Origin of the sequence: Flavobacterium johnsoniae UW101, from assembly GCF_000016645.1 — a bacterium.
Classification (GTDB): Bacteria; Bacteroidota; Bacteroidia; order Flavobacteriales; family Flavobacteriaceae; genus Flavobacterium; species Flavobacterium johnsoniae.
The window spans coordinates 937,578-952,294 of the sequence record NC_009441.1; the positions used below are offsets into that span (position 1 = coordinate 937,578).

The 14,717-nt window shown below is 33.6% G+C and carries 14 protein-coding genes; 5 read left to right on the top strand and 9 right to left on the bottom strand.

Features of this window, described 5'->3' with window-relative positions:
• Positions 1-47 precede the first annotated feature (47 nt).
• Genes FJOH_RS04320 through FJOH_RS04330 form a run of 3 tightly spaced genes read left to right on the top strand, consistent with a single transcriptional unit; the run spans position 48 to position 4,551 of the window.
• The gene (locus FJOH_RS04320) at positions 48-1,202 is read left to right on the top strand and encodes an alpha/beta hydrolase (RefSeq protein ID WP_044047482.1); all 1,155 of its coding nucleotides are present in this window, start codon (positions 48-50) and stop codon (positions 1,200-1,202) included.
• A complete protein-coding gene (radA, locus tag FJOH_RS04325) occupies positions 1,202-2,563 on the top strand; it encodes a DNA repair protein RadA (protein WP_012022915.1) in 1,362 nt (453 codons plus the stop codon). Before FJOH_RS04320 ends, radA begins: the two co-directional genes overlap by 1 nt.
• A 20-nt stretch (positions 2,564-2,583) precedes the next feature.
• Positions 2,584-4,551 (top strand): transglycosylase domain-containing protein, encoded by a 1,968-nt coding sequence (locus FJOH_RS04330; protein WP_012022916.1) that lies wholly within the window; start codon positions 2,584-2,586, stop codon positions 4,549-4,551.
• 173 nt (positions 4,552-4,724) lie between these two features.
• Here FJOH_RS04330 and FJOH_RS04335 read toward each other — a convergent pair whose 3' ends face one another.
• The 3 genes from FJOH_RS04335 to FJOH_RS04345 form a co-directional block, all read right to left on the bottom strand.
• Positions 4,725-5,762 (bottom strand): aldo/keto reductase, encoded by a 1,038-nt coding sequence (locus tag FJOH_RS04335; protein ID WP_012022917.1) that lies wholly within the window; start codon positions 5,760-5,762, stop codon positions 4,725-4,727.
• A gap of 190 nt (positions 5,763-5,952) precedes the next feature.
• Positions 5,953-6,897, bottom strand: a complete 945-nt coding sequence (locus FJOH_RS04340; protein WP_012022918.1) for an OmpA family protein — start codon at positions 6,895-6,897, stop codon at positions 5,953-5,955.
• A gap of 75 nt (positions 6,898-6,972) precedes the next feature.
• Positions 6,973-7,734: an exodeoxyribonuclease III gene (locus FJOH_RS04345; protein ID WP_012022919.1), complete on the bottom strand. Its 762-nt coding sequence runs from the start codon at positions 7,732-7,734 to the stop codon at positions 6,973-6,975.
• A 120-nt stretch (positions 7,735-7,854) separates the two neighbouring features.
• On the opposite strand from FJOH_RS04345, the gene FJOH_RS04350 reads away from it, so the two are divergent.
• Positions 7,855-9,657, top strand: a complete 1,803-nt coding sequence (locus FJOH_RS04350; protein ID WP_012022920.1) for a GNAT family N-acyltransferase — start codon at positions 7,855-7,857, stop codon at positions 9,655-9,657.
• A gap of 52 nt (positions 9,658-9,709) precedes the next feature.
• Here the strand turns inward: FJOH_RS04350 and FJOH_RS04355 are convergent, their stop codons facing one another.
• The 6 genes from FJOH_RS04355 to FJOH_RS04380 all read right to left on the bottom strand — a co-directional run bounded on the left by FJOH_RS04355 (position 9,710) and on the right by FJOH_RS04380 (position 13,102).
• Positions 9,710-10,096 carry a hypothetical protein gene (locus tag FJOH_RS04355; RefSeq protein WP_012022921.1) on the bottom strand — a complete coding sequence of 129 codons (387 nt, stop codon included), beginning with the start codon at positions 10,094-10,096 and terminating at the stop codon, positions 9,710-9,712.
• 296 nt (positions 10,097-10,392) lie between these two features.
• On the bottom strand, positions 10,393-10,758 hold the full coding sequence (locus FJOH_RS04360) for a DUF805 domain-containing protein (protein ID WP_012022922.1): 366 nt from the start codon (positions 10,756-10,758) through the stop codon (positions 10,393-10,395).
• 198 nt (positions 10,759-10,956) lie between these two features.
• Positions 10,957-11,196: a TM2 domain-containing protein gene (locus tag FJOH_RS04365; RefSeq protein ID WP_012022923.1), complete on the bottom strand. Its 240-nt coding sequence runs from the start codon at positions 11,194-11,196 to the stop codon at positions 10,957-10,959.
• An 84-nt stretch (positions 11,197-11,280) separates the two neighbouring features.
• Positions 11,281-11,559, bottom strand: a complete 279-nt coding sequence (locus FJOH_RS04370; protein WP_012022924.1) for a TM2 domain-containing protein — start codon at positions 11,557-11,559, stop codon at positions 11,281-11,283.
• Positions 11,560-11,583: 24 nt separating this feature from the next.
• On the bottom strand, positions 11,584-11,955 hold the full coding sequence (locus FJOH_RS04375; protein ID WP_012022925.1) for a DUF805 domain-containing protein: 372 nt from the start codon (positions 11,953-11,955) through the stop codon (positions 11,584-11,586).
• Between the two features lie 202 nt (positions 11,956-12,157).
• Entirely contained in the window at positions 12,158-13,102 is a 945-nt protein-coding gene (locus FJOH_RS04380; protein ID WP_012022926.1) for a 2-hydroxyacid dehydrogenase, read from the bottom strand.
• A gap of 469 nt (positions 13,103-13,571) precedes the next feature.
• On the opposite strand from FJOH_RS04380, the gene nhaA reads away from it, so the two are divergent.
• Positions 13,572-14,717, top strand: coding sequence for a Na+/H+ antiporter NhaA (gene nhaA / locus FJOH_RS04385; protein ID WP_012022927.1), 1,146 nt, complete (start codon positions 13,572-13,574; stop codon positions 14,715-14,717).

Genomic DNA, 14,717 nt, shown 5'->3' on the forward strand with positions numbered 1-14,717 from the left:
TGCCCTCTATTTCCAATACTTTTTAATTCACTGAAATGCCACAAATCATGAAAAAAGTTTACCTGCTGATTGCCTTAATTTCTGCTTCTGTTTTTGCTCAGAAAAAATTTGACAACATTAAATCTGAAAAACTAGGAGAAGAAAGAAGAATTACCATTGGGCTTCCTGCTTCTTATGAAGCAAAACCAGACAAAAAATATCCCGTTTTATATTTATTAGATGGAGATTATTTATTTGATCCGTTTTCTGGAGCCGTAAGTTATGGTTCTTATTGGGATGATATTCCGGAAATGATCATCATAGGAATTCATCAAAATAAAGATGAAGAACGTTATGACGACACAACAATAGATCAAAATACAGGTTTACCATTCGAAAAAGGAGCAAAATTTTTCGAATTTATAGGAGCTGAATTAGTGCCATATATTGAAAAAAAATATCGCACATCGCCTTTCAGAATAATTGCAGGCCACGATGTAACAGCAAGTTTTGCTAATTTTTATTTATACAAAGAAAACCCGCTTTTTAGTGCATACATCTGTTTTAGCCCGGAACTTGCTCCAAAAATGGAAGTTAGAATAGCTGAAAAATTTGCCAAAATACAAAAACCAATTTTCTATTATCTTTCTGCCGGCGAAGGAGACATCAAAAAAATCAAAGAGCCGATAGAAAAATTAGACAGCAATATTAAAATCGCAAATAATTCGTTAGTGAATTATAAATATGATGTATTCAAAGGCGCAACGCATTATACAGAAGTTTTACATTCAATTCCAAACGCATTATATCAGATATTTGAAGCTTACAGACCTATAAACTCAGCCGAATACAACAATAAAATTGCAGTTCTTGAAACGGGTTATGCAGATTATCTGGAAAAAAAATACAATATCATGTCTGAAATCTTAGGAGTTCAGATTCCTGTTAGAATGAGTGATTTTAAAGTAATTGAAAACATTATTTTAAAGAAAAATGCTTACGACGAATTAGGAAAGATGGCCGAAATTGGAAACGTAAATTATCCAAAAGCCATGTTAGGCGAATATGAATTAGGATTGATGTACGAAAAAATGGGCGATCCAAAACATGCATCTAAAAAATACCAGAATGCTTCTCAAATGGAGCCAATTGGAGATTTAAACAAAGATTTGATGTATGAGAAAATCGACGAAATGAATACGCTTGCTAAAAAAAGTAAATAATGTCAAAAGTTAAAACTTCCTTTTTTTGCCAAAATTGCGGCACCCAATATTCTAAATGGCAGGGGCAGTGCAACGCGTGCAAGGAATGGAATACAATTGCTGAAGAAATAATCCAGAAACAAGAAAAAGTCGCCTGGAAAAGCGAGCCGACTTCATCAAGTAAAGCACCAAGACCTTTAAAAATAACTGAAATTGATTCGGCGCAGGAAATTCGTATGGATACTACCGACGGCGAATTGAATCGTGTTTTGGGAGGCGGAATTGTTCCGGGATCTTTAACACTTTTAGGCGGCGAACCAGGAATTGGAAAAAGTACACTTTTACTTCAAATCTCATTAAAATTACCTTATAAAACCTTATATGTTTCTGGCGAAGAAAGCCAGAAACAAATAAAAATGCGTGCCGAAAGAATAACGCCAAACAGCGATAACTGCTATATTTTAACGGAAACCAAAACGCAAAACATTTTTAAACAAATTGAAGCCATTCAGCCTGAAATTGTAATCATCGATTCGATTCAGACTTTACATACAGATTATATTGAATCTACTGCCGGCAGTATTTCTCAAATTAGAGAAACCACTGCCGAATTGATCAAATTTGCTAAAGAAACCAATATTCCGGTTATTTTAATTGGTCATATTACTAAAGACGGAAATATCGCCGGACCAAAAATTCTGGAACACATGGTTGACACCGTTCTTCAGTTTGAAGGCGACAGAAACCATATTTATCGAATTCTGCGTTCGCTGAAAAATCGCTTTGGTTCAACCTCTGAACTGGGAATTTACGAAATGCTTGGAAGCGGTTTGCGAGAAGTCAGCAATCCGTCAGAAATATTAATTTCACACAAAGACGAAGAATTATCAGGAACTGCAATTGCCACAACTCTTGAGGGAATGCGCCCGCTGATGATCGAAATTCAGTCTTTGGTAAGTACCGCTGTTTATGGAACTCCTCAAAGAAGCACAACAGGTTACAATGCCAAACGTCTAAACATGATTTTGGCTGTTTTAGAAAAAAGAGCCGGATTCCGTTTGGGTGCAAAAGACGTTTTCTTAAATGTAACCGGAGGAATTTCTGTAGATGATCCTGCGATTGATCTTGCAGTTGTTGCTGCAATTTTATCATCAAATGAAGATATACCCGTTGGAAAAGGTTTTTGTTTTGCCGGTGAAGTTGGTCTTTCTGGAGAAATTCGTCCTGTAAACCGTGTAGACCAGCGCATTCAGGAAGCCGAAAAATTAGGCTTCGACACGATCTTTGTTTCTAAATACAATAAAATTGCTTTAAAAAATACAGGAATCAAAGTTGAACTTGTAGCAAAAATTGAAGATGTTGCCAGTATCCTTTTTGGTTGATCTCTGATAAAAATACCTCTATGAATTTTCCTAAACAAAAAATATACAAAGCTTTAAAAATACTTGCCGTAGTATTTATATTCCTTTGCATTGGTCTGTACTTTTTTCGCAACTCACTTTTAAAACAGGCAATTGCTAAGGTAACGCACAAAATGGCAGTTACCTACAATAGTGATTTTTCTATCAAAGAAGCTTCATTTGACGGATTATCAACTATTAAACTTACAGATGTTGTTCTCGTTCCTAAAAATGCCGATACATTACTAAAAATCAACAACATTGAAACCAGTGTAAGTCTAAGTAATTTATTAATTGGCGATGTTCAGGTTGGAACTTTAAACATTAATAAAGGTTATGTTCAATTAGTCAAAAAAGGAAAAATCCGCAATTTTGATGCTTTCTTAAAAAGAAATAAAGACGACGAATCTGAAAAAAATGAAAAAAGAAAATACGGTGCCTTTGCTTATCGCATCATTTCTAAACTGCTTAATTTAGTTCCTACGGATATGAATTTGGAAAACTTCCAATTCAAGATTGACGACAACGGCAAGAAAACCAATATAGCCATAAATAAGCTTGTTTTAAACAACAAACAACTAGAAACTAACATTCATGTTGTAAGCAAAGATTTTGACCAGCGATGGAATCTAAAAGGATTTGCAGATCCAAGAAACCAAAAAGCCGATATTCGATTTTTTAATTTAGATACTGGAGCAATTAGAGTTCCATACTTAGATGAAAGATATAACCTAAAAGCAAGTTTTGATTCTATTCGTTTAAATGTTGAAAATATTGACAAAAGCGGCAGTGAACTTCATATCGACGGTTACACTTCGATTGTAAATCTAAAAATTAACCATCCAAAAATTGCAAGCAAGGATGTTGTTATAAAAAATGCCCGATTTGATTATCGCTTTTTGTTAGGTGACAGCTTTATTTCGATCGACAGCACCTCAACAATGCAGTTGAACAAAATAAAAGTCCGCCCTTATGTTTCGTATGATACTGAAAAAGACACTGTTTATACATTAAAAGTTGATATTCCTAAAATGAAAGCGCAGGATTTTATTGTTTCGCTTCCTGACGGATTGTTTACGCATTTTCAGGGAATGCAGGCTACTGGAAATTTTGATTATAAACTCGATTTCAAATTCAACCAAAACAAACCAAATGCACTTGTTTTCGACAGTAAACTCAATAAAGAAGATTTACGAATTACAAAATACGGCGAAGCCGATTTAAATAAACTAAATGGCGAATTTGTCTATCGTGCCATTATTCAAAATGTTTTACAAAGACCAATTTTGGTTGGAAATGCCAATCCAAATTATACTCCTTTAGATCAAATTTCGCCTTATTTGAGAAAATGTGTTCTTACTACAGAAGATCCTTCTTTCTTCTCACATCGTGGTTTTATAAATGAAGCTTTCAAACAATCGATTCTGAAAAATATCAGAACCAAAAAGTTCTCACGCGGTGCCAGCACAATCAGTATGCAGTTGATTAAGAATGTTTTTTTAACTCGTGAAAAAACGCTTTCGCGAAAACTTGAAGAAATATTATTAGTTTATATTTTAGAAAACAACCGAATTGTAAGCAAAGAGAGAATGCTTGAAGTTTATTTCAACATTATTGAATGGGGACCAAATGTTTACGGAATTGGCGAAGCGAGTCATTTTTATTTCCAAAAAAGTCCTTCAGCTTTAAATGTAGACGAATGTTTGTACTTAGCTACAATTATTCCGAAACCAAGAAAATTCATGTATCAGTTTAATGATGAAGGCAATTTGAAAGATTACGCCGTTAAAAACCAAAAGTTCCTGAAAAATTTAATGTTTAAAAGAGGACTTTTAGTTCCCGAAGATACTATTGGACAATTACCGGTTTATATTTCTGGAAATGCACGTTCTCTAATCCGCATAAAAGTGCCAGATTCAACAGCAATAAAAAATGATTCTTTGTCTATGGGCGATGAATTTGATTTGTAATTACAACATAAGCAAAGTTTAACCGCAAGGTTCGCAAAGATTTACGCAAAAGCACACAAAGATCTTTTTTACTTATAAAAGTAAATCTTTGTGTGCTTTTTCTATTATTTTTCTTAATTAAAACATTGCGAACTTTGCGTAAATCTTTGCGAACCTTGCGGTTAAATCCTGTTTTAAGGCGCTGGATCAGGAATAATTGCCTGAACTTTGTTTATTTCTATTATAATTTCTTTAGAAAGTTCAACATCAATAGCTGCAATATTTTCTTTTAATTGTTCCATTGTAGTTGCACCAATGATCGCACTGGTCAAAAATGGCTGCTGCAATACAAATCCCATCGCCAGTTCTGTTAACGTTAAACCATGTTTTTTAGCGATTTCCTGATACAATTTGGTCGCCTGCGTACATTGATCGCTTTTGTAACGTGTATATTGTGGAAACAGATTAACTCTCGCATTTGGATGTGCTTCACCAGTTAAAAATTTACCCGTTAAAACTCCAAATGCTAAAGGTGAATACGCTAATAAACCAACATTTTCATGTTTTGAAACTTCGGCAGAATTTACTTCAAAAAGTCTATTCAATAAATTATAAGGATTTTGAACTGTTTTAATTCTTGGCAAATTTTGATATTTGCTTTCCTCTAAAAGACGCATCATTCCCCATGAATTTTCGTTTGAAACCCCAACGTGCTTAATTTTCCCTTCTTTAATTAATCCGTCGAATGTTTCTAAAATTTCTCTAAAATTATCTTCCCATGCATCTTCGTAACCTGTAAAAGCACGGCTGCCAAAATTATTCGTTTTGCGTTCCGGCCAGTGCATTTGGTACAAATCGATATAATCTGTCTGCAGTCTTTTTAAACTATTTTCTAAAGCATATTTAATACTTGCCGGAGAAAAATCCAGTTTTTCGCGCATGTAACCAAAATTTGGATTTGGACCTGCGATTTTAGATGCTAAAATAACTTTGTCTCTATTTCCTGATTTCTTAAACCAGGTTCCAATAATTTTTTCTGTACTTCCGTAAGTTTCTTCACGCGCAGGAACCGAATACATTTCGGCAGTATCAAAAAAGTTCACACCCTGATCAAGAGCGTAATCCATTTGTTCGTGCCCTTCGGCTTCTGTATTCTGCTGTCCGAAAGTCATAGTTCCAAGACAGATTTTACTAACTTTTATATCGGTGTTAGGTAATGTAGTGTATTTCATTTTTTCTTTAGGTTCAAAGTTGCAAAGAGACAAAGGTACAAAGGGATTTTTCAAATCTAAATTTGACAAAGGTTAAAAAAAGTACAAGTTTTTTTCATTCAAGTTATAAGTTTTCTAAAGACCTTAAAAAAAACAAAAAAGGCTCAAAAGTTAAAACCTTTGAGCCTTTGTTTCTTTGTCCCTTTGGAACTTAATTAATACTATTAAGCATCTCTGCAATCTCATCTAATCTTGGAGTTAAGATAATTTCGATTCTTCGGTTTTTAGCTTTTCCTTCTGGAGTAGCATTACTTGCCAAAGGAGAAAATTCGCTTCTTCCTGCTGCAGTTAATTTTTGCTTGTTGATTTTTGGGTTTTCACTTAAAATAGCCACGATTGCTGTTGCTCTTTTAGTCGATAAATCCCAGTTGTTTGCAATTGGTCCAGAACCTGCATACGGATCATCGTCTGTATGTCCTTCGATAAGAACAGAAAGATCCGGATTGTCTCCTAAAACTTTTCCAAGTTCTACTACTGCTCTTCTTCCTTCTGTGCCAACAGCCCAGCTTCCTGAATTGAAAAGTAATTTATTCTCCATAGAAACATATACTTTTCCGTTTTTATGTTCAACCGTCAAACCTTTACCTTCAAAGCCAGTTAATGCTTTAGATAAAGTTTCTTTTAGTTTACGCATTGCTTCTTCTTTGGCAGCAATCATATCTTCAAGTTCTTTCAAACGGCTGGCAGTTTTATCCAAACGTGCTTGTTCATCTGCAAGGGCTTTACCTTTTGCTTCTAACTGCGCTAACAATTCACGGTTTTTAGCCATGTTTTTCTCTAATGCATCGTTGCTGTTTTTCTCTAATGCATTATATGAATCTTGTAATACTTTGTATTTCTTTTGTTCAGCAGCTAAATCAGCTTTTTGTTTTGCCAGATCGTCTTTTGTACTTGCTAAATCTTTAGTCAGTTTATCACGATCTAATTCTAACTGATTTTTTGCTTTTTTCAAATCAGCATTTTCATCTGCAATTGAACGGTTTTCTTTTTTTAGATCTGAATATTTTGTTTCAAGATCATTGTAAATCTTTTTGGATACACAAGAAGTTGCTGACAATGCCAAAACTACTAATCCAATGGAGGCTTTTTTAATCATTTTACTTTTCGGTTTTTACTTGGAGGCGATTTATAATTTAAACAGCTATTCTTTCAACAAGAACAATACCAAACTTTACTCAATCTCGACTAAAACCGGACAATGGTCTGAATGAACTGCATCCGGAAGGATAACAGCACGTTTTAATCTATGCTCAATAGCGTTGCTTACCAAGTTATAATCAATACGCCATCCTTTATTATTTCCTCTTGCTCCGGCTCTGTAACTCCACCATGAATAATGATGCGGATCTTTATTAAAATGACGGAAACTGTCTATAAATCCAGATTTCATAAAAGCATCAAGCCAGGCACGTTCTTCAGGCAAAAATCCTGAAACCGTTTTATTACGAACAGGATCATGAATATCTATGGCTTCATGACAAATATTATAATCTCCACATATTATTAAATTTGGAATAGAAATTTTCAATTCATTAATATAAGTTTGAAAATCGTCCATGAACATAAATTTATGATCCAGTCTGTCTATATTAGTTCCCGATGGAAGATACAAACTCATTACTGATACATCATCAAAATCGGCACGAAGGTTGCGTCCTTCAAAATCCATATGATGAATTCCTGTTCCATAAACTACTTTTTGGGGTTCAATTTTAGATAATATTGCAACGCCGCTGTATCCTTTTTTGGTTGCCGGATAATAATACTGATACGGATAGCCTGCAGCCGTTATAGCCTCTACAGGAATTTGATCCTGAGTTGCTTTAATCTCCTGAAGACAGATAACATCCGGACTCGCCGCTTGCAGCCATTCTATAAATCCTTTGGTAATTGCAGCACGAATTCCGTTTACATTATAAGAAATAATTTTCATCTTGGTATTTTTTTTAGGATTCCAAATGTAATAAAAAAGTGCAAAGTTTATTTTGGAAACAGCGAAAAGTAGAGTTTTTTGTTATCTTTGTTCGCTGTTCTAATAAATTAAAAATAGTACATGGGTTTAGTTACCGCGAAAGAAGTTGCAAAGGCAATAAATGTTGAAAAGTACGGAGTCCTCGGTACGTTTTCTGGCTGGATTCTTATGAAGGTTCTTAAGATCTCGACCCTCAATAAAATTTACGATCATAATAAGCATTTAGAGGATGTTGCATTTTTAAATGGAATTTTGGATGAGATGGAGATTAAATTCGAAATCCCGGAAGAAGATTTAAAACGTCTGCCAAAAGAAGGTCCGTACATTACCATTTCAAATCATCCGCTTGGAGGAATTGATGGGATTTTGCTATTGAAGTTAATGCTTGAAAGAGAGCCTAATTTCAAAATCATTGCCAATTTCTTATTACACAGAATTGTTCCGCTAAAAAAATACATTATGCCGGTTAATCCTTTTGAGAACCATAAGGATGCCAAATCGAGCGTAGTGGGTATTAAAGAAACTTTACGTCATTTAAGTGACGGAAAACCGCTTGGAATTTTCCCTGCTGGAGAAGTTTCAACTTATAAAGACGGGAAATTAGTAGTAGACAAACCTTGGGAAGAGGGCGCTCTGAAATTAATCAGAAAAGCTAAAGTTCCGGTTGTTCCAATTTATTTTCATGCCAAAAACAGTAAATTATTCTATTGGCTTTCTAAAATAGACGATACTTTACGTACTGCTAAATTACCTTCTGAGCTTTTAACGCAGAAAGATCGTGTAATTAAAGTTCGTATTGGAAAACCAATTTCTGTAAGCGAACAAAACGAAATAGAATCGTTTGAAGAATATTCAGAGTTTTTAAGAAGAAAAACTTATATGCTGGCTAATCCATTTGAGAAAGACACCAAATTGATTGACACAGCTAGCTTAAAAATTCCAAAAGCACCAAAAAAGATTGTAACTCCGGCGAATGAATCTAAAATGCTTGATGAAGTTCAGGCGCTAAGAGACAGCGACTGCCGATTTTTACAAAGTAAAAATTACGAAGTATTCTTTGCGAGAGCAAAATCAATTCCGAATATTTTACATGAAATTGGACGTCTTCGTGAAATTACTTTCCGTGAAGTTGGCGAAGGAACCAATGAATCTATAGATATTGACCAATACGATCAATATTATCACCATATGTTTTTATGGGATGATGACACCAAGAAAATTGCAGGTGCTTACCGTATGGGATTAGGTTCTGAGATTTATCCAAAATACGGTATTGAAGGTTTTTACCTGACAGATCTTTTTAGATTTGAACCGGAACTTCATGATATGATGCACAAGTCAATTGAAATGGGGCGTGCGTTTATTACTCGCGAATATCAGCAAAAACCAATGCCGTTATTTTTATTGTGGAAAGGTATTATTCATACTACTCTGCGTCATCCTGAACACAAATATCTGGTTGGAGGTGTAAGTATCAGTAATCAGTTTTCAGACTTCTCTAAATCATTGATGATTGAGTTCATGAAATCGAATTATTACGATCCGTATATCGCTCAATATATCCATCCGAAAAAAGCTTATAAGGTAAAATTAAAAGACGCTGATAAAGATTTTATTTTTGATGAAGCAGAATCTGACTTAAATAAATTCGATAAAATCATTGATGAGTTAGAACCAGGAAACCTTCGTTTGCCGGTTTTAATCAAAAAATACATCAAACAAAATGCCCGCGTAGTTGCTTTTAATGTCGATCCTTTATTTAATAATGCAATTGATGGTTTAATGTACATTAGAATCGCAGATATTCCTGAAAGCACTATGAAACCTGTTATTGAAGAGTTTCAAATAGAATTAGAGCGTAAATTATCTGAAAAAGAAGATTAGTTATAATCTCCCGAAATAAAAAAATCCCATTTGCAAATGCAAATGGGATTTTTTAGTTCAACTCAACTGAAATTATTTGTTTATCTTTTATTTTAGCAATTAAATAAGTTTCACCTTCTTCGTTGCCATAAGCTAGTTGAATGGTAGGAATACTACTTTTCTTTTCAAAAAACAATGAAAATGCAATTATGTAAATATTGTAGAAAACTTCTACATCAGCATCAATAGGCAGTCTATCTTTAATATTTGATTTTACAATATCTACATTCTGTTTCAACCATATTAAGTTCTCTTGAATTGAATTAAATATTTCTGCAAAATGTTTATCACTGCATTTTTCACTAAAAAATATCCCAGATCTATACGTGATATCTTTTATTGTATATCTAAAACAAAAAAAATCATCATAAACTCTATCAAATTTATCTATAGTTATCATTTTGTATTATTTTAACCCTGTTTTCCAAAATATATTAGCGAGACTACAATAAGCTTATCTAAGGCAAGAAAAAAGGTTTTATTAAAATTTATACCCTAGATTACTTTTGTCATATTTTCTATTAGTAATTATACTAAAGAAACTTTTGTGGATAACAATGGACCTTTCGCTTATCTGGATATAAAATCATTATAAATTTTACACTAAAGTTTTAACTAATAAAATGTCAAAAAATCCCATTTGCAAATGCAAATGGGATTTTTTAGTTACAACTTTTATTTAAAACTATATTGGAATTATTCTTTTCCAATTTCATCAAGTTCTTCTAATTGATTTTTAGGATCTGCACCATATTGATTTGGTCCTTTTGTTCCTTCCTGACAAGCTAAATAAACATTGTAAAATGGAATTAACATATACCACCATTCTTTATCAATGTCGTGCATTCTTCTAACTGCTACAGCAATTGAAGGAACCAAAACTGCTAAACTGTAAAGGTTGCCAATTAAAACAAGACCTGGCGAAATCAATCCTAGAATAAAACCTAGAATAAAACTAATTAGGACATTGGCTAAAAAAAACATCCAGTATTCTTTTCTTCTTGCTCTTCCGTTAAAATTTGCGTAGTTTCCAAAAACTACTTTTTTGTACATTTCTAACATAATAAAAATCTTTATAAATTCTCCTACTCTTTATGGATTTTCAGTTACTCCATTACTTTTAACAAAGTGCAAGATTACTTACTTTTAGAGTTTATAAAAGGAGGTAAACGTTTTTATTATAACAAAAAAGGACATTTCTTTGAGTTGAAATTCAGTCAAATAAAAAATCCCATTCTTTCAAATGGGATTTTTTATTTTTTAGAACCAGCCTTTTTTACCAACCTGATATGTTTGATAAAATTCTTCATCTGACTTCGTTAGATAAAGAATTCCTTCAATTATACCAATTATACCTCCTACACCGCATAAAAGACCCAAAATAAGCTGGATTATACCTTCTTTGCTGTATCCTAAATAAAACTTATGAATTCCTAATGCCCCTAATAATATAGCAAGAATTCCTGCAACAACTTTTTTATTCTCTTGTGTACTTTCCATACCTGTATTTTTAAAGTTTATTATTAAATGTAAATGGCAAAAAAAATCCCATTTGATAGTACACAAATGGGATTTAATATCGTTTTAGAACCAGCCTTTTTTACCTACTTGGTAAGTTTGGTAGAATTCTTCGTCTGTTTTAGTAAGGTAGATAATTCCTTCGATGAAACCAATTAAGCTTCCTGCTCCGCAAGTTACTAAAGTAACCACGATTTGAATTATTCCTTCTTGTGTGTATCCTAATACAAATTTGTGAATTCCAAATCCTCCTAATAAGATACCAAGAACACCTGCAACAACTTTTTTATTTTCTGGTTTTGGCCCTGACGGCGTATTCCATGATTCTGGTTTTGTAGTTTCCATATTATATAGTACTATTTATATCAATTATAGCTCGGCTTTACCAATTTCATTAAGTTCATCAAACTCATTTTTAGGATCTGGTCCGTATGCGTTTGCTCCTTTATCTCCTTCAGTACAAGCTAAAATCAAGTTATAAATTGGAATAAGGATAAACCATCCGCTTTTACCTACGTCATGCATTCTTCTAATAGCAACAGCAATTGAAGGAACAAGAACAGCAAGGCTGTAAACGTTTGCAATTAAGCCTAAACTCGGTGAAATTAATCCAGCTACAAAGCCTAAAACAAAACTTATAATAATATTTGTCAAGAAAAACATCCAATATTCTTTTCTTCTGGCTCTTCCGTCAAAGTTTGCATAGTTTTCAAAAACTACTTTTTTGTACCATTCAATCATAATTAATAAAATTAGTTAAGTAATAATGCCTACTCTTTTTTGGATTTTCGGCTTCTCCAGGAAAAATAAAGAAAAAGTTATTTAGACTGATTCTTTAAATATCGGAAACAATATTATTAAAAATTAACAAATAAAACTAATCGGCAGCGAAAAATTTACAAGAAAAGACTCGTTATTTAAAATTAACAAAGAAAACAACGTTCTAGGCATATACAGCCTTAATTTTATCTACAATAACCTGAGCCAGACGCTCATGACTTTCGAATGTCCAGCCTGCAATATGCGGCGTCAGCAAAACATTTTTTGCTTCAAGCAGATATTGAAATGCTTCCGGTGTATTTTTATCCTGAAAAAGTGTTTCAAAAGATAGTTTTTCATACTCAAGAACATCCAGCCCTGCTCCTAATATTTTTTTTATCTTCATTGCTTCGACTAAATCTGCCGTAACAATGTTTTTGCCTCGTGAAGTATTAATGATCCAAAACGGCTTTTTAAAGGCATTTATAAAATCGGTGTTAACCATTTTGTCTGTTTCTGGTGTCCACGGAAGGTGAAGACTCAAAACATCTGTTTTTTCTTGTAATTCTGCCAGAGAAACTTGTCTGGCATTTTCATCGCCAACATTATCCAGAATATCATAACACAAAACTTCTGTTTCAAAACCGCGAAGTTTTTTAGCAAAAGCCTTTCCCATATTTCCGTAACCAATAATACCTACCGTTTTTAAGTCCAGTTCGTGGCCGCGGTTACTTTCGCGATTCCATTGTCCGGCTTTCACTTCGGCATCGGCCTGATTTAAATTATTAAAAAGCGATAAGATTACGCCAAGCGAATGTTCAGCAACTGCATTTCGGTTTCCTTCGGGCGCAGCAATTAAACGAATTCCTTTTGTTTCGGCATAATCACAGTCAATACTTTCTAAACCTGCACCAACTCTGGCGATAAACTGAAGATTTACGGCTTTATCTAAAAAAGTCTTATCAATTTTAAATCGGCTTCGAATTACAATACCATTATAATCCTGAATTTTAGCTTCAATTTCTTCTTTAGAAGATTTAAAATCGGCATGGTTTTCAAAACCTGCTTCTTCTAACTGGTTCCACAGAACCGGATGGTTGCTGTCTATATGTAGAATTTTTACACTCATTTTAATTGAATTTAATGTCAGGCAAAAATACGAGTAATTCTCTAAGATCTTTTAATCTAAAGGATAAGATATTGAACGGAAAACATGCGGATATTCCCAATTGTTATTTACATAATCAGCATTATAGGATATAAATCCTGCAACAAGTTTTCCATTAACTTCCTGCATTTCAAAATCGGTTAAACCAAAATAAGCGGGAGTTTGAAACTGGCTGACCAAACAGCCTTAAATGCCGTCTGCTGCAGTGTCTTCTACTTCTTCAATGTAAAAAGTAGTATCGGGATTTAAACTGAGTATCAATATAAGTCTCCTTATAACCTTCATCGCTGTTAAAAGATTTTACTCATTTAAAACAGGAATATTTGCGCTATGGAAGTGAAACTTTTTATTGGTCAGATTTTTTTTTAACTTTGAAAATACAAGCCTCAAAGAAATTCTGTCATTTCTAAATCATCTCAAACTTTCCAAAATGAAATTAACCAAGACTTTTAAAGCCTTCTTTGAAAACGAAAAATCAGGCGGATTACTATTATTATTTGTCACTGTAATTTCGTTGTGGGCTGCTAACTCATCTTATTCAGCTGGGTACATTGCTTTTTGGGAAAAAGATTTAGCAGGGCATTCGATCACGCATTGGATTAATGACGGATTGATGACGATTTTCTTTTTATTGATTGGTCTGGAACTGGAACGTGAAATTTATCATGGTGAGTTATCAAATATCAAAAATGCTTCACTGCCTATTATGGCCGCTTTTGGCGGTATGCTTATTCCAGCGGCTACCTTTCTTGCTCTAAATTTTGGAACTTCAACTCAAAACGGTGCCGGAATTCCTATGGCAACGGATATTGCTTTTGCTATTGGAATATTATCGCTTTTAGGCGATAAAGTCCCAGCTTCATTAAAAGTCTTTTTAACAGCACTTGCAGTAATTGACGATTTGGGAGCCATAATAGTTATTGCCGTATTTTATACTACTTCAATTGGGTTTGTGAATCTTGCTATTGCATTAGGAATTTGGGTTTTCCTATTTGTTTTAAACAGAATGAAAGTCTATAATTTGATTCCGTATTTAATTGGCGGTGTCATAATGTGGTATTTTATGTTGAATTCCGGAATCCATGCTACAATTACAGGAGTTATTTTGGCATTTGTAATTCCATTTGGCGACGGAGGCGAAAAATCTACTTCATACAAATTGCAGCATTTTTTACATCAGCCTGTTGCATTTTTTATTCTTCCTCTTTTTGCGATTGCCAATACCTGCATTGCGATAGAATCAAACTGGCATATTGGCTTAAATCATCCCAATGCATTCGGAATTATTTTAGGTCTGGTAATAGGAAAACCTCTTGGCATTCTGCTTTTTTCTTCAATTGGAGTAAGTGCCGGATTATGTGCCCTGCCAAAAAACTTAAAATGGGCACACATATTAGGAGCGGGAATGCTGGGTGGAATTGGTTTTACAATGTCAATTTTTATAACTCTTTTAGCTTTTAAAGATCCTGAAATTATTGTTTTTTCTAAAATTGCAATTATTATTGCCTCAATCATTTCTGGAATTACAGGTTTCGTATATTTGCGGTATATTCTTACAACAAATAAAAATACCTGA

Excerpts from the sequence above, each read along its gene's own strand:
- FJOH_RS04320 (WP_044047482.1), top strand. The coding sequence starts at position 48 with ATGAAAAAAGTTTACCTGCTGATTGCCTTAATTTCTGCTTCTGTTTTT.
- radA (WP_012022915.1), top strand. The coding sequence starts at position 1,202 with ATGTCAAAAGTTAAAACTTCCTTTTTTTGCCAAAATTGCGGCACCCAA.
- FJOH_RS04330 (WP_012022916.1), top strand. The coding sequence starts at position 2,584 with ATGAATTTTCCTAAACAAAAAATATACAAAGCTTTAAAAATACTTGCC.
- FJOH_RS04335 (WP_012022917.1), bottom strand. The coding sequence starts at position 5,762 with ATGAAATACACTACATTACCTAACACCGATATAAAAGTTAGTAAAATC.
- FJOH_RS04340 (WP_012022918.1), bottom strand. The coding sequence starts at position 6,897 with ATGATTAAAAAAGCCTCCATTGGATTAGTAGTTTTGGCATTGTCAGCA.
- FJOH_RS04345 (WP_012022919.1), bottom strand. The coding sequence starts at position 7,734 with ATGAAAATTATTTCTTATAATGTAAACGGAATTCGTGCTGCAATTACC.
- FJOH_RS04350 (WP_012022920.1), top strand. The coding sequence starts at position 7,855 with ATGGGTTTAGTTACCGCGAAAGAAGTTGCAAAGGCAATAAATGTTGAA.
- FJOH_RS04355 (WP_012022921.1), bottom strand. The coding sequence starts at position 10,096 with ATGATAACTATAGATAAATTTGATAGAGTTTATGATGATTTTTTTTGT.
- FJOH_RS04360 (WP_012022922.1), bottom strand. The coding sequence starts at position 10,758 with ATGTTAGAAATGTACAAAAAAGTAGTTTTTGGAAACTACGCAAATTTT.
- FJOH_RS04365 (WP_012022923.1), bottom strand. The coding sequence starts at position 11,196 with ATGGAAAGTACACAAGAGAATAAAAAAGTTGTTGCAGGAATTCTTGCT.
- FJOH_RS04370 (WP_012022924.1), bottom strand. The coding sequence starts at position 11,559 with ATGGAAACTACAAAACCAGAATCATGGAATACGCCGTCAGGGCCAAAA.
- FJOH_RS04375 (WP_012022925.1), bottom strand. The coding sequence starts at position 11,955 with ATGATTGAATGGTACAAAAAAGTAGTTTTTGAAAACTATGCAAACTTT.
- FJOH_RS04380 (WP_012022926.1), bottom strand. The coding sequence starts at position 13,102 with ATGAGTGTAAAAATTCTACATATAGACAGCAACCATCCGGTTCTGTGG.
- nhaA (WP_012022927.1), top strand. The coding sequence starts at position 13,572 with ATGAAATTAACCAAGACTTTTAAAGCCTTCTTTGAAAACGAAAAATCA.